At 35.4% G+C, this 20,605-nt stretch carries 20 protein-coding genes; 13 read left to right on the top strand and 7 right to left on the bottom strand.

Translation table 11 applies throughout. The features are described from left to right. Nucleotides 1–86: 86 nt before the first annotated feature. Nucleotides 87–1,574, bottom strand: a complete 1,488-nt coding sequence (gene nhaC / locus BXY82_RS12535; protein WP_133758519.1) for a Na+/H+ antiporter NhaC — start codon at nucleotides 1,572–1,574, stop codon at nucleotides 87–89. A 240-nt stretch (nucleotides 1,575–1,814) separates the two neighbouring features. Further along, nucleotides 1,815–3,014: an aminotransferase class I/II-fold pyridoxal phosphate-dependent enzyme gene (locus BXY82_RS12530; RefSeq protein ID WP_133758518.1), complete on the bottom strand. Its 1,200-nt coding sequence runs from the start codon at nucleotides 3,012–3,014 to the stop codon at nucleotides 1,815–1,817. A gap of 167 nt (nucleotides 3,015–3,181) precedes the next feature. On the opposite strand from BXY82_RS12530, the gene BXY82_RS12525 reads away from it, so the two are divergent. The 3 genes from BXY82_RS12525 to lpdA all read left to right on the top strand — a co-directional run bounded on the left by BXY82_RS12525 (nucleotide 3,182) and on the right by lpdA (nucleotide 5,780). Then, the gene (locus tag BXY82_RS12525; protein ID WP_133758517.1) at nucleotides 3,182–3,640 is read left to right on the top strand and encodes an Lrp/AsnC family transcriptional regulator; all 459 of its coding nucleotides are present in this window, start codon (nucleotides 3,182–3,184) and stop codon (nucleotides 3,638–3,640) included. 4 nt (nucleotides 3,641–3,644) lie between these two features. Then, nucleotides 3,645–4,271, top strand: a complete 627-nt coding sequence (locus tag BXY82_RS12520; protein ID WP_133758516.1) for a CPBP family intramembrane glutamic endopeptidase — start codon at nucleotides 3,645–3,647, stop codon at nucleotides 4,269–4,271. Nucleotides 4,272–4,379: 108 nt separating this feature from the next. Beyond that, on the top strand, nucleotides 4,380–5,780 hold the full coding sequence (lpdA, locus tag BXY82_RS12515) for a dihydrolipoyl dehydrogenase (RefSeq protein WP_133758515.1): 1,401 nt from the start codon (nucleotides 4,380–4,382) through the stop codon (nucleotides 5,778–5,780). Between the two features lie 55 nt (nucleotides 5,781–5,835). On the opposite strand, the gene BXY82_RS12510 is transcribed toward lpdA, so the two are convergent. The 4 genes from BXY82_RS12510 to BXY82_RS12495 form a co-directional block, all read right to left on the bottom strand. Beyond that, a complete protein-coding gene (locus BXY82_RS12510; protein ID WP_133758514.1) occupies nucleotides 5,836–6,429 on the bottom strand; it encodes a hypothetical protein in 594 nt (197 codons plus the stop codon). A gap of 343 nt (nucleotides 6,430–6,772) precedes the next feature. After that, entirely contained in the window at nucleotides 6,773–8,344 is a 1,572-nt protein-coding gene (locus tag BXY82_RS12505; protein ID WP_133758513.1) for a M28 family metallopeptidase, read from the bottom strand. Nucleotides 8,345–8,454: 110 nt separating this feature from the next. Then, nucleotides 8,455–9,495 (bottom strand): M28 family metallopeptidase, encoded by a 1,041-nt coding sequence (locus BXY82_RS12500; protein ID WP_133758512.1) that lies wholly within the window; start codon nucleotides 9,493–9,495, stop codon nucleotides 8,455–8,457. A gap of 143 nt (nucleotides 9,496–9,638) precedes the next feature. Further along, nucleotides 9,639–9,989: an FUSC family protein gene (locus BXY82_RS12495; RefSeq protein ID WP_133758511.1), complete on the bottom strand. Its 351-nt coding sequence runs from the start codon at nucleotides 9,987–9,989 to the stop codon at nucleotides 9,639–9,641. Between the two features lie 253 nt (nucleotides 9,990–10,242). Between BXY82_RS12495 and BXY82_RS12490 the strand changes: the two genes are divergently transcribed. From BXY82_RS12490 to BXY82_RS12475, 4 genes are all read left to right on the top strand, one after another. Next, nucleotides 10,243–10,428, top strand: coding sequence for a CsbD family protein (locus BXY82_RS12490; protein ID WP_133758510.1), 186 nt, complete (start codon nucleotides 10,243–10,245; stop codon nucleotides 10,426–10,428). 204 nt (nucleotides 10,429–10,632) lie between these two features. Beyond that, complete coding sequence (locus tag BXY82_RS12485; RefSeq protein ID WP_133758509.1) at nucleotides 10,633–10,836, top strand: hypothetical protein; 204 nt, start codon at nucleotides 10,633–10,635, stop codon at nucleotides 10,834–10,836. A 24-nt stretch (nucleotides 10,837–10,860) separates the two neighbouring features. Continuing rightward, nucleotides 10,861–11,157: a thioredoxin gene (gene trxA, locus BXY82_RS12480; protein WP_133758508.1), complete on the top strand. Its 297-nt coding sequence runs from the start codon at nucleotides 10,861–10,863 to the stop codon at nucleotides 11,155–11,157. A 105-nt stretch (nucleotides 11,158–11,262) separates the two neighbouring features. Then, entirely contained in the window at nucleotides 11,263–11,718 is a 456-nt protein-coding gene (locus BXY82_RS12475) for a pyridoxamine 5'-phosphate oxidase family protein (protein WP_133758507.1), read from the top strand. Between the two features lie 30 nt (nucleotides 11,719–11,748). On the opposite strand, the gene BXY82_RS12470 is transcribed toward BXY82_RS12475, so the two are convergent. Beyond that, nucleotides 11,749–13,338 carry an FMN-binding glutamate synthase family protein gene (locus BXY82_RS12470; RefSeq protein ID WP_133758506.1) on the bottom strand — a complete coding sequence of 530 codons (1,590 nt, stop codon included), beginning with the start codon at nucleotides 13,336–13,338 and terminating at the stop codon, nucleotides 11,749–11,751. Nucleotides 13,339–13,902: 564 nt separating this feature from the next. Here BXY82_RS12470 and BXY82_RS12465 point away from each other — a divergent pair. From BXY82_RS12465 to nhaA, 6 genes are all read left to right on the top strand, one after another. Next, nucleotides 13,903–14,727, top strand: coding sequence for an META domain-containing protein (locus BXY82_RS12465; RefSeq protein WP_133758505.1), 825 nt, complete (start codon nucleotides 13,903–13,905; stop codon nucleotides 14,725–14,727). A gap of 203 nt (nucleotides 14,728–14,930) precedes the next feature. Continuing rightward, a complete protein-coding gene (locus tag BXY82_RS12460; RefSeq protein WP_166643297.1) occupies nucleotides 14,931–15,347 on the top strand; it encodes a DUF2141 domain-containing protein in 417 nt (138 codons plus the stop codon). Between the two features lie 38 nt (nucleotides 15,348–15,385). Beyond that, nucleotides 15,386–15,850 carry a GNAT family N-acetyltransferase gene (locus BXY82_RS12455; RefSeq protein ID WP_133758503.1) on the top strand — a complete coding sequence of 155 codons (465 nt, stop codon included), beginning with the start codon at nucleotides 15,386–15,388 and terminating at the stop codon, nucleotides 15,848–15,850. A 282-nt stretch (nucleotides 15,851–16,132) separates the two neighbouring features. Continuing rightward, nucleotides 16,133–17,542, top strand: coding sequence for an NAD(P)-binding domain-containing protein (locus BXY82_RS12450; RefSeq protein ID WP_133758502.1), 1,410 nt, complete (start codon nucleotides 16,133–16,135; stop codon nucleotides 17,540–17,542). 211 nt (nucleotides 17,543–17,753) lie between these two features. Continuing rightward, nucleotides 17,754–19,208 carry a cardiolipin synthase gene (cls, locus tag BXY82_RS12445; protein WP_133758501.1) on the top strand — a complete coding sequence of 485 codons (1,455 nt, stop codon included), beginning with the start codon at nucleotides 17,754–17,756 and terminating at the stop codon, nucleotides 19,206–19,208. A gap of 22 nt (nucleotides 19,209–19,230) precedes the next feature. Further along, entirely contained in the window at nucleotides 19,231–20,553 is a 1,323-nt protein-coding gene (nhaA, locus tag BXY82_RS12440) for a Na+/H+ antiporter NhaA (protein ID WP_133758500.1), read from the top strand. Nucleotides 20,554–20,605 lie beyond the last annotated feature (52 nt).

Below are 20,605 nucleotides of genomic sequence, written 5' to 3'. Positions count from 1 at the left end.
TATAGTTATTTATGATATAAAATTATATAGCTATAAGTTTTAACTATAGTAAATTTTTGAGCAAAACGCGGGTGTTACAAGATCAATTAGATGGTTTTGGTAGAAAGTTGTCTAATTTTAATTCTAAAGGCGGCAAAGAGTAGTGTCATAAATGGACTAAGCCAATTAAAAATAGCATACCCTGCATAGTGTAACGTATCTACTCCTAATACCCCACTGTGGTAAGCGCCACAGGTATTCCAAGGTACCAGCACAGAAGTTACGGTACCACTATCTTCTAAGGTCCTTGATAGATTTTCAGGTGCAAGGCCTTTATCTTTATACGCTTGGGCGTACATTTTACCAGGAACTACAATCGCTAAATATTGATCACTTGCCGTTAAATTCAATGCCAGACAGCTGGCTACGGTACTTGCAAAAAGTCCGAAGGTGGTGTGGAACAATTTTAACAAGGCTTTACTAATAACCGCCAGTGCGCCAATTCCATCCATAATACCGCCAAAAACCATGGCGCAAAGAATTAGCCAAATGGTGCCTAGCATACTAGACATACCTCCAGATGAGAAGAGATCCTTAAGAGCTTCATTATCAGTAGGAATTGCTGTGTCAATCGTTATGGCGTCCATTAACCCTTTATAGCCTGTAGCAAAAGTTAAGCTGTTTCCACCTCCAATTGCAGCAACAATATTGGGTTGAAATAGGAGCGCCGCCACAGCAGCTAATAGGGTGCCAATTAATAAGGCGACCAAAGGTGGGGTTTTTTTTATGATTAAGACAATCACTAAAAGTGGTACGATAAATAACCACGGATTCACATTGACGGCATCATCTACAGAGTTAAGAATGCTTTGTGTATCTGCCGCTCCTGTGGTGTCTAAATTGAGGCCTATAACTATAAACACTGTTAAGGTTACCAGTAAAGTTGGAACGGTGGTATATAGCATGTATCTAATATGCGTAAATAAATCTGTACCTGCCATGGCTGGTGCCAAATTAGTGGTGTCACTCATTGGCGAAATTTTATCTCCAAAGTAAGCGCCTGAAAGAATTGCGCCGGCAGTCATTCCCAATGAGATCCCTAACGCCTCAGCAATACCAATTAGAGCAATACCAACTGTGGCAGATGTTGTCCAACTACTTCCTGTAGCCACTGAAATAATGGCACAAATGATGACACAGGCTGCTAAAAATATGGTTGGGTTTAAGATTTGTAACCCATAATAAATCATCGTCGGAATGATGCCGCTAATCAGCCATGTCCCTGCAAGGGCACCAACCATCAGCAATATTAATATGGCTCCTCCCGTGGCTTTGATATTCTCAGACACTTCTTCTATCATCTGATCAAAGGACACTTTATTGAATATTCCTACAATTGCGGCAACCGCACCACCCATTAATAATATGAACTGATTAGAACCTGACAACGCATCACCACCATAAACGTATACATTATAAGCAAGCATGGCAATCAGTGCAAACACCGGAATTAAAGCTTCCCAAATTCGTAATTCTTTATTTTCTACTATAGGTTCGTCCTGAGGTGATTTTGGTCTAATGTCTTGGCTTTCCATTAAGAAGAGGTTAGTTAAGTTGAGATTTTATTCTTGTACGTAATGTTACGATTTTAGACAAACCTATGCAAATCAAATTAAAGATGTGCTGAATAGGTAAGGGGGTTTGCCTCCATTGCAGAAGGTGCAAATTTCCTAAAAATTAAATGCTAAATCATCAGAGCCAGCGCTTTAGACACTGGCTCTGATGATTTACTTTATATGGTATTTGTTTTAATTAGGGCACTAGAAGCGCCTCAGTTATAAAATATTAAGATCCTGCATGCAGGTTCTCATCATCTCATATGTACGTTCAATATCAGCGTCCAAGCCTATAGAAAAGCGAATTAAACCATCACTCAAGCCCATTTCTCTTTGTTCATCCTCAGGTATTTCAGAAGATGTTGAGCTGCCTGGCGCACTAAATAAGGTCTTATAAAACCCTAAACTCACCGCTAAATACCCTAGGTTTTGTTTTTGCATCAGTTCCATAAGTGCATTAGCTTTATCTAGAGATCCAACGTCTACAGTAAGCATACCACCATAGCCGTATTTATCATTCATCATGGATTTGAATAATTCATGGGAAGGATGCGATCTCAATCCGGGATACACCGTTTTCAAGCCATCCTTTTCAAATCTTTCAGCTAGATATGTAGCGTTAAGACTGTGTTGCTGCATTCTAATATGGAGGGTTCTCAAATTTTTTAAAATGGAAGCAGCCCTTAAACTGTCCATTGTAGACCCTAATAGCATACAGGCACCGTCATTTACATTTCTTAAATTGTCAATAAATTCTTGAGTACCACATACCACACCACCTACGGTATCACTCGAGCCATTAATGAATTTGGTTAAACTATGAATTACAATATCAGCGCCCAATTGTGTTGGCGATATTGACAACGGGGAAAAGGTGTTGTCTACAACCAATTTTAAATTATGTTTCTTAGCAAGCTTGGATAGTGCGGCAATGTCTGCAACTTCCAAAAGCGGATTACTGACAGATTCACAATACAATACTTTTGTTTTTGGCGTAATTGCTGACTCGACGCTTTCCAAATTGGTAATGTCTACAAATGAGGTTTTTATATTGAAGCGTGGTGTAAAATTTTTTAAAAAGGCATAAGTGCCACCATAAATTGTTCTGCTGCTCACTATATGTTCTCCAGCACCGCACAGTTGCATCAAAACGGCGGTAATGGCGCCCATTCCTGAAGCCGTAACATTGGCGGTTTCCGTGCCTTCCATTGCCGCCAAAGCCTGACCTAAATAAAGGTTGGATGGTGTGGAGTGGCGCGAGTATAGGTAACACCCATCTGCATTGCCTTCAAATGTATCAAACATTGTTTTTGCGGAGAGAAAAGTGTAGGTAGAAGAATCTGAGATAGATGGGTTAACACCTCCAAACTCTCCAAAATATTGGAGATCCTGTATATTATTTGCTGGTTTAAATGCCATTGAAATGTGTTTTAATTAGTTATAATAGATTCAAATGTCTCATTTTTTAGATGATTTGTCAATATATGTAACTAAACTTAGATTATAAATCTAAAATTATTTAAGTTAGCAGAATTTCATCCTAATAAATATCAATTAGATAAGTTTCATTAGATAAATTTTCTTTTATGAATTTTGATGCCATAGATAAAAAGCTTTTAAAGTTGCTTCAAGCCAACAGCAAACAGACCAATAAAGAGTTGTCCAACAAATTAAATCTCTCCGTAACTGCAGTATATGAACGTATAAAAAAACTAGAGAACCAAGGGGTCATCTCAAATTATGTTGCCTTAATTCAGAAGGAAAAAGCCAATAAAAATTTTGTAGCGTTTTGTCATATCAAATTAGTGCAACACACACAAGATTACGTGATTAAGTTTGAAAAAGAGGTTGCAAATCTTGCAGAAGTGATGGAATGTTACCATATTAGTGGGGATTATGACTATCTTCTTAAAGTCATTGTTTCAGATATGGAAGCTTTTAGAGAGTTCATGGTCAATAAATTAACATCCATTAACCATATTGGTAGCACACATAGCATGTTTGTAATTAATGAGGTTAAACATACAACGGCTATTAACATGTAAGCACATGCAATCGGTTTCTTATAAACGCACAGAATTTTTATTGATTTTTATAATCTTGCCGGTAAGTTTTGTGTTGGACTATCCATTTTTGGTCAAGGCATTTCTGGCCGTCGTAGGTTTTCTTTACGTTATTTATATTTTAGTAAAGGTAGAAGGTAATAAATTTAAAATTGCACCTAATCTCCAATGGAAACCTTTTTGGACGGCTGTTCTTCTTAAATTCATAATCATTGCGATTTTGACCATGGGTTACATGTTTTTGACAGCAAGATCTGATCTCTTCCATATACTTTACCAAAAGCCTAAATTATGGGTGGTGATTTTATTCGCCTACGCCATGTTTTCAGTGTATCCACAAGAACTTATCTATCGCACATTGTATTTTCAGCGTTATGCATCACTTTTTGATAGTAAGGCCCTATTGGTTGTTGTTAATGCAATTGTATTCTCAATGGCACATTTATTCTACAGGAATCCATTGGTATTGGTAATGACTTTTTTAGGTGGTATTTTATTCGCTTTGACATATAATGAAACGAAATCAACCTTATTGGTAACAATTGAACATACGCTTTATGGATGTTGGTTATTTACGGTAGGTATGGGGCACATGTTAGGATTTCCTGATTAAGCGTCCGTTTAGTAACTCTATTTTTAAAATCCTAGGTTCATATTCGTATAACGTGAATCAAAATTGTATTTTTGTAGTCGAATTTAACAAACATCAAAACACATTTTTATGAATTCATACGATGTAGCCATTATTGGTTCTGGTCCTGGAGGATATGTAGCCGCAATACGTTGCGCACAATTAGGCATGAAAACTGCAATTATTGAAAAATATGCAACACTTGGTGGTACCTGCCTTAATGTGGGGTGTATTCCTAGTAAAGCGCTATTAGATTCTTCACATCATTATGAAGATGCTGTCAAACATTTTGAAGAGCATGGCATTGATATTCCTGGAGATATTAAAGTGAACCTTGAGCAAATGATTGCACGTAAACAATCGGTTGTAGATCAGACCACTGTGGGAATCGAATTCTTGATGAAGAAGAATAAAATTGATGTGTATCAAGGTTTAGGTGCTTTTAAGGATGCTACACATATCACAATTACTGGAGAGAAAACGGAAGAAATTGAAGCGAAAAACATCATTATTGCTACCGGTAGCAAACCTTCTAGTTTGCCATTCATTACTTTAGATAAAGAACGTGTTATAACTTCTACAGAAGCCTTAAAGCTTAAAGAAATACCAAAACACCTTATTGTAATTGGTGGTGGTGTTATCGGTCTGGAGCTTGGTCAAGTTTATAAAAGATTAGGATCAGAGGTTACGGTTATTGAATATATGGATCGTATCATTCCTACTATGGACGCTGGACTGAGTAAGGAATTGAATAAGGTCTTTAAGAAGGCTAAATTTAGCGTCAATGTTTCTCACAAAGTAAAATCAGTAGAGCGCAACGGCGATGAAGTTATTGTGAAAGCGGACAATAAGAAAGGAGAAGAGGTTGAGTTTAAGGGTGATTATTGCTTGGTTTCTGTAGGCCGACGTCCTTATACTGACGGATTGAACGCTGAAGCTGCAGGTGTAAAACTCACAGATAGAGGTCAAATTGAAGTTAATGACAAGTTGCAGACTAATGTTAAAAATATTTATGCTATTGGCGATGTTGTAAAAGGTCCAATGTTGGCACACAAAGCTTCTGAGGAAGGGAGTTTGGTTGCTGAGGTTATTGCGGGTCAGAAACCACATATTGACTACAATTTGATTCCTGGTGTTGTTTATACATGGCCAGAGGTTGCAGCCGTGGGGAAAACGGAAGAGCAATTAAAAGAAGCGGGTATTGAGTATAAAACTGGTCAATTTCCAATGCGTGCTTTAGGTAGAAGTAGAGCGAGTATGGATTTAGATGGCTTTGTTAAGATTCTCGCCGATAAAACTACAGACGAAATTCTTGGTGTCCATATGATTGGTGCCCGAGCGGCCGACATGATTGCCGAAGTTGTGGTAGCGATGGAATACAGAGCCTCTGCAGAAGATATAGCACGCATGTCTCATGCACACCCTACATTTGCTGAAGCTACCAAGGAGGCTGCTTTAGCAGCTACTGAGGACAGGGCGTTACATATCTAAAATAATATAAAGGAAGTAATCAATTAAAAAGGCAAACATGAAAATGTTTGCCTTTTTAATTGAGTTCGTGTAGTAAATCTATAATCCGTAGTTTTTTTGCGTAGTCTGATTCATTGACATCTCTTACTAAGCAATAGGCATTAACAGCCTTGTTCTTAACCTTTGTAAGCAGTTCTTTCATGGTATATGGACCGTATTCCTTAAAACGTTGGATATAATAAAACTGGTGCTCAGAGATGAGCTGTGATGCCTTTTTGAGATATTTCTCCTTAAAATAAGCTTTGACATCTTCCTTAGTGTCAATAGTGGTGTCATAAGCACTAGAATTAATAAAGAAAGCATAGTCATCAGAAGCCTTTTGGTTTAAAACCAACATGTCCTTATCCTTATAGAAGGCTTTAATCAGTACAATACCATCTTCAGTTGTAATAGAAAGGAAATTTGAATTGATAAAACTCCACCGGGTTTTGGTGACATGGTCATTTTCAGAGATCAACAGTTCATTATTAGGTTTAAATAGATACACGGCTTTAGCATTTTCAATACCGTTGATCAATACCCATTCCTTATTGATAAACTGCGTATCGTGATGTAGTGAATAATCAAAAGGTTCTAACCTTGGGACAATATCGTATAATATATCTTTCAATTTGATCTGTAGGTTAAAGTGAAACGCAAAAACGCGTTTGTTTCAATTTAAAGTTACGAGATAATTTCTAATTGACCATATTTGAACGACTTAGATCAGATTTTTTAGATGAAATGAATATTTTGGAGGCTTTCAATCTTTTTAAAGGAAGAATCTTTAAAAACTAACAAAGGGAACAACAATATAAAATCGTTTATTCCCTTTGCTTGTTGTATTCCTGTTACTGGCATTATCCAGCAAGTTCAATGGGTATATTCTCAGCTCATCAAATGGGCACCCCAATACGTCATATAAAGATATGAAAAAATTTATTTCAATTAGCTATTTATCAAAACTTTAACATTTATTTTTCTATAGCCTTATCTACTACGATACGATTGGCTCTATTGGCTAATTCCCATGCCGTATAAAAAACAAGTCGTGCTCTGTTTTCTAACAAATCGTATTCTATTTTATCAGGCGTATCAGAAGGTCTGTGGTAATCACCATGAGTTCCATTGAAATAAAAAATTACAGGCACATTGTTTTTTGCAAAATTATAATGATCTGAACGGTAATAAAAACGGTTGGGATCATTATCATCATTAAACTTATAATCAAGCGCTATATTGGTGAATTTTTTATTGACATCTTCTGAAATGTTGTGTAATTCTGTACTTAACTTATCAGAACCGATGAGATAGATGTAATTTCTGTCGCCCTCTCGTTTAGGATCAATTCTACCAATCATATCAATATTAAGATTGGCTACAGTATTTTCTAATGGAAAAATAGGATCAATATCAGCATAATAACTAGATCCCAATAGGCCCTTTTCCTCACCAGTTACATGTAAAAATAAAATGGAGCGTTTTGGTCCATGTCCTGCGTCCTGTGCCTTTTTGAATGCTTCTGCAATTTCTAAGATGGCTACTGTGCCAGAGCCATCATCATCAGCACCATTATAGATTTCACCATTTTTAATTCCTTCATGATCCAAATGCGCCGAGATTACAATAACTTCATCTGGTTTTTCAGAACCTTTTATAAAAGCCACAACGTTTTCAGAATTCACGTCCTCAGAATTACTGGTGATGTTAATATTTAATTTTGTTGCAATCGTTTTGGAAGTATCTTCCGTGTCAATAGATGGCAGTAATGATTTGCCTAATTTTTCACTGATCAAAATCTGAAGCATCGTTTCTTGTTTATCCTTAAGCGTAATGCGTCCATCATTACCAGACTGAGCAGCAGATTCCATGTACTTAGAAACCATTTTTAAGTATGCATCATCCATAAAAAGAAGTGCTTTCACACCTTTTTTCCGTGCAATATCTCTCTTTGTTGCAAGGGCTTGTCTGCCAACCGACCATTTTGTATCTTCCTTAGTGCCGGAAGTTATATAGGTGCCATCTGCATTTTTTGGCTCACCAGATTTGATTAAAACAATTTTATCTTTAACGTCTAAACCTTTATAGCTTGAATAGTTTTCATCCTCTATGCCATATCCAACATAAATAATCTCAGACGCATTTATAGTTTGCGATGTAGCCGCACCAGACATGACCAAGTCTTCATAATTTTTGAAAGTATCGCCATTAACGGTCATATCAATTTCAGGCGCTTTCTGGTTTAAAAGAGGCACTTCCTGAAAGTAATCATTTTCCGAAATAGGTGAGGGGATTCCCATAGAAACATAATGATTCTTTAAGTATTCAACCGCCATTTTCTGACCTTTTTCACCAGTATGGCGACCTTCAAATTCGTCAGAAGCAAATGTGTATAGCATTTCTTTTAATTCACCTGAAGTAATGCTAGAAGCATATACGGTTGGATTAACAGCAGTTTTGGTTTCAGCTTTCGGGGTTTGTTGAGGTGCAGTGCCACAACTGAAAGTAGTCAGCGCAATACCCGCAATAACGAATAATTTTTTCATTGAAATATAATTAAGAGATTTAATAGATGTGCGATAATACAAAAAAAGAGAGCGCTCTGACTTTAAGGATGGTTTCATTTAACAAACTTTAACAAATGAGGTGTTCAAGATTACAATTTTGCGGTACTCAATTTTTTTGCGCTATTTGCGAGGTACCAGGTTGTTGTGAAAATAAGTTGTGCCCTCTTTTTAAGTAATGCGTAGTTAATTTTATCTGGAGTATCAGTAGGCTGATGATAATCAGCATGTTCACCATTAAAATAAAATATGACAGGTATGCCTAAGCGCGCAAAATTATAGTGGTCTGAGCGGTAAAAATACCTATTTGAATCATCCGCAGCATTGTATGTATAATCAAGTTCGAGATTGGTAAATCTTGAATTTGCAGCTTCAGAAATATAATGCAGTTCAGTACTTAGTCTGTCTGCGCCAATAATATAAATATAATTTTCGTTTTTATGTTCGTCATGCTTTTTGTCAACACGCCCAATCATGTCAATATTTAAGTTTGCTATTGTGTTCGTTAAGGCGAAAATAGGATGTTTTACATAATAAGTTGATCCTAAGAGGCCCGACTCTTCTGCGGTTAAATGTAAAAACAAAATACTTCTTTTAGGACCATAACCTTCTGACTTGGCTTTTATAAAAGCCTGTGCAATTTCCATAAGGGCAGCAGTACCCGATGCGTTGTCATCAGCACCATAATATATTGTATTGTCAGAAACGCCGAGGTGGTCTAAATGAGCAGATAGAACTATAATTTCTTCGGGATATACTGTTCCTTCTATAAATGCTACCACATTTTGAGAAGCCGGACTTTCTGTATTAAAATATGCTTTTGGAATATTTTGATAATAGTGGTCTCTACCTAGAGGCGAAGGAATTACATTAGTGCTGTAAAAATCTTTGAGATAGTTTGAGGCTCTATGGAACCCATTTTCACCAGTTTTTCGGCCTTCAAATTCGGCAGATGCTAGTGTGTGAACATGTGTGCTCAGTTCGTCAGACGTGATGGTCTTACCGTATTCTCTAATCATCTCCGGTTGCTCAAAGACGATACTTTGCTTTAAATCATCTATCTTTTGGGTATAACTGCGCGAGGCACATGCACCAACTAATGAGAAGGCAGAAGCAATTAGAAAGATCTTCATTATTTAAATTATACGATGCTCAAATAAAGTTAAAAAAAAGGAATTTTTAAAATTAATGCCAACTTTTGCAATTTTATTAGCAAGCGCAAATGAGGTGGTGCAAAAAAAAGAGTATGTAAGGTGGCCAATTATATTGTTTAAAATTACTGGTGCCGATACAAATATTGATCATCAGCTTCCAATTCTTCCAAAGTTTCAGGCGGCTTGGATATATCAGAAGTCTCTTCGACATCTATTTTTTTTGTTCCCTCGATGACATCAGGATAAAAAATCAGTTTATAAGTGGAAAGCATTAATGCAATTCCTGTTAATAGAAAGCTTAAATAGATTGATTTTTTTGACAAGTCTTCTTTCTTAGTCATATACAAGGCTATTAAGCCAAATATCGATGCAATTGTTACAGGCAGAAAGGCTTTACTAAAATGCGCCGTAACTGCTAAAACTAATGCTACCACAGCAACAATAATACTTATACTAATACAAATGCGTCTCATAATTTAATTATTTCGAGTTTCAGCTTCTATGATAATTCCATCAACAATTTAGCATAAGTACCAAAGATATTTATATATATTTAAAAATTGACAATTCTCATCTTAAGTTATATCTCAACTCCAATCTTGTTAAACATTTCACAATTTAGTTATCGCATTAATTTTTTCATCTTTTGGGTCATAAGTGAACAGGTAATGCGTGTAACTTTATAAAATAAGAACAAAACAATTATAAACTTAAAACTCAAATATTATGAATTCAGATCAATTTGAAGGAAAATGGAAACAGATAAAAGGTGATTTTAAAAAAAAATACGGTAAAATTACTGACGATGAATATACTGAAGCGGAAGGCAACTTTGAAAAGTTAGCTGGAAAAGTACAAGAACGCTATGGTAAATCCAAAGAGGAATTAAAAGATGAAATCGATAATTGGTAGAATTATAAAGTGATTTCAAAAAAAGAGTTCTCAGACTTCAAGTTTGAGAACTTTTTTGTTTTCTTTTTACCATAAATATATGAGATATAAATTATTTTGTCAGTAGTAATTAATGTGTAAATAATTGGTTTTATTTGCGACAAACTTTAATGTATTATCATCGCATATAAGAGAGAATCAAACCATATTAAGAAGCGTGAACAGATGGAAAATAAAGAGGAAAAAAAGCAAAATAACAGGAAAGAAGATGAAAAACGTCAAGAGGCGTCTAATTTTGAAAATTCAACGAAACCTAGTGAAAAAGAGTGGGATCCAATGAATAACACTGCTGACGATTCAGAAAATGTTAAAAAGAAAATAAAATCAATTAAAGGTGTCAGGATTTCTAACGATGCCGATAAAGATTAAGTACTACCAAAAATAGAATTTAAAATGAAAAGTAGCTTTAAAAATATTATAAATTCAGAAACTCCAGTTTTGGTCGATTTTTTTGCAGATTGGTGTGGTCCATGCAAAACCTTAGCACCTATCTTAGAAAATGTAAAGTCAGAAATGGGAGAGGCTGTAAAAATTATCAAAATAGATGTTGATAAAAACCAACTATTAGCTTCCAATTATCAAGTAAAAGGCGTTCCAACCATGTTGCTTTTTAAAAATGGCAAACAAGTATGGCGCCAGTCAGGAGTACTACAGAAAAATGATATAATTAACGTCATAAAATCATATTAATTTAATTATTCTGCTGATATATAATAGGTTAAGCTCGTGAAACTGACTATTGTCATGTAAAATTCTATTCAATAACATTATATTGGTATACTAAAACGACACGTCATGTATATCAATTTGGAAGCGAGTGCAAATCAGTTTGTGCTAGAAAATAATTACTTAGGGCATTTATCCTATATTTATCAAGATAAACCTTTTGTTGTCCCTATTACATATTTTTATAATCAGAAAAAAAATGTAATTATCTGCTATTCTGGTGAGGGTCATAAGATGAACGCAATGCGACTGAATAACAATGTTGCAATGAATGTTATTGATGTGGATTCGCTTACAAAATGGAGATCAGTGACCATACATGGTACTTTCGAACAACTTTTTGCAAGCGAAGCTAAATCTTATTTGCATGAATTTTCTCTGGGCATCAAAGCCTTGATTGTGGAAAAAGAGCAAAAGGAATTAAGTTTTATCAGTGAGTTTTCCAGTAAAATGGTAAATGACAATTTACCCATGATTTTCATTATTAAAATTGAAGAAATCACGGGTAAAATGCGTAAGGATTAACGAAATAGTCCTATATGACTACTTGCATACTTATTTCATAATACGTGTTAAATGGAAGAATTTTTTATAACTTTCAGGAATCGTATTAATATCTAGTAATGATCCGGGCTCCATTTCTGGATAAATCTCATCAAAGGTCTTCACATCTAAAAGTCCAATTCTTTTACTGATATGACCTCTTGTCAACTCACTAGGATCATTAAGACCTGCAGCTGCAACAAGTTCTAAGAAACTATGGATAGTAGCTTCATGGTAACGTTTCGCTCTAGGGGCTTTATCTTCAACTACTAATCCTTTTACCAAAGATGGGTTTTGAGTAGCAACGCCCACAGGGCAAGTGTTCGTATTACATTGTAACGCTTGTATACAACCTATAGATAACATCATGGCACGCGAACTGTTACAGCCATCAGCTCCAAATGCAATGGCACGAGCCATGTGGAAACCTGTAATAATCTTACCAGCAACGATAACCTTGATATCATCTCGCAATCCAAAACCGACTAAAGTATCATGCACAAAAATCAACCCTTCTCGTAATGGCATTCCCATAGAATTTGAGAATTCTACTGGGGCTGCACCAGTTCCTCCTTCACCTCCATCAATTGTAATAAAGTCAGGACGAATTCCGGTGTAAATCATAGCTTCACAAAAATCCATGAACTCCTGTTTTCTACCAATACATAATTTGAACCCAATAGGTTTGCCATCAGAAAGTTCCCGCAACCTCCTAATAAAGTACATAAACTGAATAGGGTCAGCAAAAGCTGAATGAGAGGGAGGTGAATGTACCGCAATTCCTGGTTTTACATGTCTTATACGGGCAATTTCTGGAGTGTTTTTAGACGCTGGTAAAATACCACCATGTCCTGGTTTTGCACCTTGCGATAATTTAATTTCAATCATCTTTACTTGTGGGCGTAACGCATTCTCTCTAAAAGTCACTTCATTGAAAGTACCATCATCATTACGACACCCAAAATATCCAGTTCCAATTTGCCATATTAAATCTCCTCCATGTTCTAAATGGTAATCACTTATACCACCTTCACCAGTATTATGCGCAAAATGGCCCATTTTTGCACCTTTATTTAAAGCGAGGACAGCATTTTTACTTAAAGAGCCAAAACTCATGGCTGAAATGTTTAATAAACTGGAAGAATAAGGCTGTTTACACTCTTTACCACCAATTAGTAATCGTGGAAATTCCCCAATTTCTTTTGGATTATTTTTAGCATACATAGAGTGCTCTAACCATTCGTAACCCGAATGATAGAGGTCCATTTGAGTCCCAAATGGCTCTGTATCATTTTCACCTTTTGCTCTTCTATATATTAAAGATCTTAAAATACGGTTCAATGGTCTACCTTCCGTATCCGTCTCTACGAAATATTGCATAATTTCAGGACGTATAGACTCTAATAGATATCTGAAACGTCCTATTAAAGGAAAGTTTCTTCTGATGGTATGTTTGGTCTGAATAATATCAAAAATTCCCATTATAATAAGCGGAATCACGACTATAAAAGCCCATAGTATAGGACTCCATACCAATGAGATTCCAATAATGACGACTGTGACAATAATCGAAATTAAAATAAACTTTTCGCGAACTTTCATGTTTTATTTTGGTTTAAACCGCAAATATACTATTACAATTTTGGATTGCACACTAAAACGTTATAGTTTCAAGTAATTTCTTTATTTATTTCACGTATTTGAGCTACTTCATGTTGATGATTAATTCTTAAAAATTCGTTATAGCGCTATTTTTTTGAACGAAATACCGTCAATTGTAAATAAAATTTGAAGATTGTTTAAAAACAGCTAATTCTCTTTAAAAAACGAGGTTTGAGATGTTTGAAACACATTCACGATAATTCTTTAATTTTTACTTCCATTCTTTAATTTTTTCTGAATACGTTATATCACAAATTTTTATGGGAAAGCAACATCGTTTTATAATGGTAATTTTATAATAAATCCTGTAGAGTTTAATCCTAAAGCAACTTTTAGTGTTGATTATTTCCTTGATAATCAACTAATTATAAGGATTTGGTAATATGGTATCTTAATTTAAGATTCTACAAGGGTCCAAAGGGCATGGTTATTGAATGTTGTGGCAATATCTAACCATGAACCATACATTCTGATCAAATAAAAAAAAATTAAAATGTTATCACAATGACTCTAAAATTAGCTTCAATAACACTTATAGCGTTTACATTTTTCAACTGTAACACAAGTAAAACAACAATAGAGACTCAGTCTGCTGTAGCAAATAAGGAGAAATCAGTTTCCATTGAGAATAAAAAATGGGTTCTTACAACCTTAGAAGGACAAGAGCTATCCCACTCCAAACAACAAAGTGCAATGATTTACTTTACACTAAATTCTGAAAACAACCGTATCACAGGTTTTTCAGGCTGCAATACATTCATGGGCACCTATAAATTAGAAAATGGAAATCGTATATCATTCTCTCAAATGGCATCTACGCGCAGGGCATGTCCTGAGGGTAGTTTTAATGAACAGCAGTTATTGAGCATTTTTGAAACTGTTGATAATTATACTATTACTGATAATTCTTTAGCCTTAAACATTGCGAAGAGAGTTCCATTGGCTATTTTTAAAAGTGGAATATTAGAGCCGTCTCCAGTTGTTGAAAAATATTGGAAATTAAAGACATTGGAAGGCAAAGATGTGAAAATGGCCGAAAATCAGGACCGAGAAATGTTTTTTACTTTAAAGTCTCAAGATAATAGGGTAACGGGTTTTGCAGGTTGCAATACTATCAATGGCCAATTTGAATTGGAAGCTGGCAATAGAATCCGATTTTATAATATGGCTACAACCTTAAAAATGTGTCCAGACGTTGATGTCAATGAATCGGCATTTTTAAAAATTTTTGAGATTGCAGATAACTACACAATCTCAGGAGAGGAGTTGCGTTTAAATGTTGGTAGAAGAACGCCATTGGCAGTATTTGAAGCTGTCTATTTTAAATAATTAAATTACACTTAAAATGTGATTGTTGTCTTGGTTAATATATAGTGATTTTTTAAGTGATTGAGGACTTATAAATTGGGACATGAATAAGGTCAGGCATCTTTGGTAGCTCGTACTGATATAAATGTTGTATAAGGGTTTGTATGCTGACAAGAAAATAAATTACGACCTAAATAGAATGGTTTAAAAAAATGTATAAAATTATGAACATTATTATTTTGTCTATCGCACTATTTTTAGGGATGACAACCTCTGAACATCCGAAGCTCATTTTAAATATCACCAATATTGAATCCGTAAAAGGCAATCTCGTAGTGGGTGTGTTTAACACCGAAGAGAATTTTCTTGAGAATGGTTCTGCCATTAAAACCTATACTTATAAGGTAGATAAAACTTCCAAACAAATTGTGATTTCTGATTTGCCAAAGGGAGAATATGCAATCTCATTGTTTCATGATGAAAATTCCGATGCTGAATGTAACCGCAACTTTTTAGGAATTCCTAAAGAGGGCTACGGTTTCTCAAATAACGTTAAGCCAAAGTTTTCAGCACCTACCTATAATGATTGTAAATTTACTCTGTCTCAAGACACTACTTTAACAATTAAAATGTTGAATTAAATACCGCTTTAAAAAGTGCCAGCAAATTAGTTATTGATATGATCACACTACGAAAAGCAACATTAAAAGATCTTGAAAGCATACACCAAATTGAAACCTTGAGTTTTAAGGATGGGAGTTATCCTCTATTTGTTTTGCGTCAATTTTTTGATATTTCAAATGAGTATTTTTATGTGGCCGAAAAGCACCATAGGGTCGTTGGCTATGCACTTGGCAACCATACAAAAACATTGAACCAAGGATGGATTCTCTCCTTAGGAGTGCATCCGGATTATCGTGGCCAAAACATTGGTAAGCAGCTTACTGAAAAGCTCGTAGAAATTCTCGAGTATAATTTTAGTTCAGAAATTTGTTTAACAGTGCACCCAGATAATAGTTCAGCAATTAAAATTTATGAAGCGCTTGGATTTGAAAATACCAAGAGCTATGATGCGTATTACGGCAAGAACGAGCCAAGATTACTGTTAAAGAAATTAATGCTCACCAAGCCATTCAATTCCTAAGTCGTAAATACGCCAGAACACTTATAGTACGATCATTCTTAAGGTGTTATATTCCCAACCAAATTATTCAGACTGGAGGTTAGGATTATTGACCTTTATTAGTTATATTCTTCGCATTAGAAATGTACTTCAGAACCCATATTCTGGACTCTTTTTTTAGAGTAGCACATTTTCATGAGCTTCAAATCTGGAGCTTTTTCCTTTAAAACAAGATTGTTATTAATAGTTTGTATGGCTACCTCAAAAGAGGCAGTGTTACAGACAAAAAACTTATGATTACACATGACTAAAAACAATGAAACAAACAAAAAACGCGTAGGTATTATTGGTTCTGGACCAAGTGGATTAGCACAATTGAGAGCCTTTGAGGCCGCTAAGAACGCTGGATTAGAAGTTCCAGAGATTGTTTGCTTTGAGAAACAAAGTAATTGGGGCGGAATGTGGAACTACTCATGGCGCACTGGCGTAGGGAAGTATGGAGAGCCTATACATGGCAGTATGTATAAATATTTATGGTCTAATGGTCCGAAAGAATGTCTGGAATTTTCAGATTATTCATTTGATGAACACTTTAAGAAGCCCATTTCTTCGTATCCTCCAAGACCCGTATTATTTGATTATATTCAGGGGCGGATAAAAAAGAACAATGTGCGCGATTATATTCGTTTTGATACTACTGTAAGATGGGTGAACTTTAATGAGGATACCCAAAAATTTGAAGTCGTGTTGGACGATTTGAAAATTGATAAAACCTATACTGAAGAGTTTGATTATCTGATTGTTGCTTCCGGACATTTCTCTACGCCAAACATGCCTTATTTTAAAGGTATTGAACAGTTTCCTGGTCAGGTGATGCACGCGCATGATTTTAGAGGGGCTGATCCGTATAAAGATCAAGATCTACTGATTGTTGGCAGTAGTTATTCCGCTGAAGATATTGGCGTGCAATGTTATAAGCATGGCGCAAAATCAGTCACCTTAAGTTATAGAAGCAATCCTATTGGTGTCAACTGGCCTGACGGAGTTGCTGAAGTTCCGCTCTTAACACATTTTGAAAATAACATCGCACACTTTAAGGACGGTACTACAAAAAGGTTTGATGCTGTAATTATGTGTACAGGTTATCAACACAAGTTTCCATTCTTGCCGGATGAACTAAGACTAAAAACCAAAAATAATCTCTATCCAAACCATTTGTATAAAGGTGTATTCTTTAATAATTTGCCTCAATTGATGTATTTGGGCATGCAAGATCAATACTATACCTTTAATATGTTTGATGCACAAGCTTGGGTAGCGAGAGATTTTATGATGAATCGCCTAAAATTACCCTCAAAAGCTGAACGCCGTTTAGATATGGACAAGTGGCTAGAAGCCAATGACGCATTACAAACCAGTTTTGACCATGTCGATTTTCAAAGCGATTATATAAAAGACTTATTGGCATTGTCTGACTATCCAGATTTTAATGTGGATAAAGTAGCTGAAATGTTCAAAGAATGGCTCAAGGATAAGGATGAGAATATTTTGACATATCGTGACAAGACGTTCCAAAGTGTGGTTACAGGCACTATGGCTGAAACACATCACACAGAATGGATGGATGAATTGGATGATAGCAAGGAGCGCTATTTATATCAAGATGAAAGTGAAGAAGCCTTAGAAGAAACTTTAGAAAAAGCGAATGTTTAAATTGGCAACGCCGTGGATGACATAAGCTCTTGAGTTTTATGTGCCCCATCTGTAATTATTATAATCAATGGGGCTTTTTTAATTTTTAAGTGATCTTCGTATCCCTGCAGACTCCTAAGATATAATATAGTATCTTGCATAAGGTTGAACCTCTAACTGCAATGAAACCAACCAACCTAGATATGCATAGATAATTAAAAATGTTTCCTATATGAATTGGCTATTGCTAGGGCAAATTGCTTACGTCATTTTTCTTATTGTCGTGATTTTACGAGTGGTATATGACACCAGAAGCAGTGTAAAAGCTTTAGCCTATATTCTCTTTATTATATTCGTTCCATTTGTTGGAGTTATTTTTTATTTTTCCTTTGGGATCAATTATAGAAAGCGCAAATTATACACTAAAAAAATTATAAAGGACGAACAGCTTCGGCATCATTTGAGAGCGCGTATGTATGCGTATTCTCAAAGAGTTAGTGATTCTGGTTTGATCTCTAGTGCATATGATAATCTAACGGCGTATGTCCGCGGCGCAGGCAATAGTCCGCTTACGGCAAACAATACAGTAAAACTTTTGATCAATGGTGAAGAAAAGTTCCCGGCACTATTAAGTGCCTTAGAAAAAGCCACGTCGCACATTCATATTGAATATTATATTTTTGAAGATGATGTCACTGGTAATTCTGTAGCTGATCTCCTCATAAAAAAAGCGAGAGAAGGTGTTCAGGTCCGATTTATGTATGATGATTTTGGAAGCCATGGTCTCGGAAATAAGTTTCTCAAGAAATTGCAGGATGCTGGTGTGCAAACAGCACCGTTTTATAAGGTGACATGGTATGCACTAGCCAACCGACTTAATTATAGAAACCATCGTAAAATAATTATTGTTGACGGCGAAGTAGGTTTTGTAGGGGGTATCAATATGAGCGATCGGTATCGCAATGATTTAAAAACAGATTCTCATTTATTTTGGCGCGATACGCATTTGATGATTACTGGAAGAGCTACGGCTTACCTTCAATATCTTTTTATTGGCGATTGGAATTTTTGCAGTCCTACCCAATTGGAATACAATAGCACATATTTTCCTGACCAATCACCCCAAGCATCAATACATAAAGAGGTGGTTCAAATGGTAGCTTCAGGCCCCGATAGTCTCCAGCCCGTAATTTTCTATTCAATTTTAGAAGCTATAGGGTCGGCCAAAAAGAGTATTTTTATCACCAGTCCATATTTTATACCCGGAGAGAGCTTAATGGACGCCTTAATTATTGCGGTTCAAAGTGGCTTGGATGTTAAAATTGTTGTTCCAGGGATTTCAGATTCAAAGATGGTCAATGCTGCTGCACGGGCGTATTATACAGAATTGTTGCAGTTTGGTGCTGAAATTTATCTTTATAACAAGGGGTTTGTGCATGCAAAAACTATGGTTATAGATGATAATTTGGCTATCATTGGTTCGGCCAATATGGATTATAGAAGTTTTGATCTAAACTTTGAAGTCAACGCTATGGTTTATAGTACTGATATTGCAAAACAATTAACAGAAGTGTTCAAGGAAGACATGGACGAATCTGTTAAAATAAACCCAAATAAGTGGTTAAATCGACCAAAAATTGTTCAATTGCTGGAAAAAATCGTGCGATTACTATCGCCTTTTCTTTAACTTTACCGAAAATGAATTATAGATGATTAGAAAGCTATTCCTTACACCATTACAGAAGTTTATTAAGATTGAAAGTTTCAGTGGTATATTGCTGATGCTTAGTACAGTACTCGCTCTTATTTGGGCAAACTCACCACTTGGAGATTCCTACCGAGACTTATGCCAATACGATCTTGGTATTGTTACAGAAAGTTTTGAATTTAAAAAACCTTTAATTCTTTGGATTAACGATGGATTAATGGCCATTTTCTTTTTCTTAATTGGTCTTGAAATTAAACGAGAGCTTGTAATTGGAGAACTAAATTCTACACGAAAGATCATGTTTCCATTAGTTGGTGCATTGGGAGGAATGGTTGTGCCAGTGGTTTTTTTCTTGGTGCTCAATCAAAATCCAGAAACGGTAAAAGGATGGGGAATACCTATGGCAACGGATATTGCCTTCTCTTTAGCCATTTTAAATGTATTAGGGAATCGTGTGCCTTTAAGTCTTAAAATATTCTTGACTGCTTTTGCAATTGTAGATGATATTGGAGCCGTATTGGTCATAGCATTATTTTATAGTGGTACCATAAATATAACCTTATTGTTAATTGCATTGGGTTTATTGGGCTTCTTGTATTACCTTTCTTATAAGGGGTATTATTCAAAATTTGTCATGTTTTTTACCGGAGTAATAATTTGGGTGTTGTTCCTTAAATCGGGAATCCATCCAACAGTTGCGGGTATTTTATTGGCATTTTCTGTGCCTATTCGTCAAAATATAGACACATCAACCTTCTTAAGTCACTTGGATATCGTTTATAAAAACATCAAAAATTCAAGTGTACTCCAAAAACCAATTTTATCTGACGAACAAATTAAAAACGTTTATGAGTTACAAAGCTGGACCTATAAGTTTAGATCGCCCCTTCAACATTTAGAACATAGCCTTCATGGATGGGTAGCCTATTTCATCATTCCAATATTTGCACTTGCCAATGCAGGGGTGCTTATTGATAGTTCAGTAGAACTGGATACCGCATTGGTGATTAATATTATTATCTGCTTGATTATAGGTAAAGGTATTGGCGTCTCCTCATTTGTAATGATAGCAAAGAAGATAGGTATCATTGAAGTACCAAGTGATATTAACTTCAAACAAATATTGGGCGTTTCATTTTTAGCGGGTATTGGTTTTACAATGGCGATATTCATTGCGAGTTTAGCCTTTTTAAGTCATCCTGAATATATTGATTCGGCTAAAATTGGTATTCTAATCGGGTCATTCATCTCTGCAATTATTGGGTATCTCATTTTGAGGATGAGCTCTGATAAACCTGTTGCTAAAAAGACTATTGTTAGCTAGGTAAATTAATTTATACTAATGAAGTGCTTATGGCTTCTTTCTATATTTAGAA

It is taken from the genome of Gelidibacter sediminis (assembly GCF_004364975.1).
Taxonomy (GTDB): Bacteria; Bacteroidota; Bacteroidia; order Flavobacteriales; family Flavobacteriaceae; genus Gelidibacter; species Gelidibacter sediminis.
Note: the sequence above shows the minus strand (reverse complement) of the source record. Positions and strands in the feature narration are given on the sequence as shown.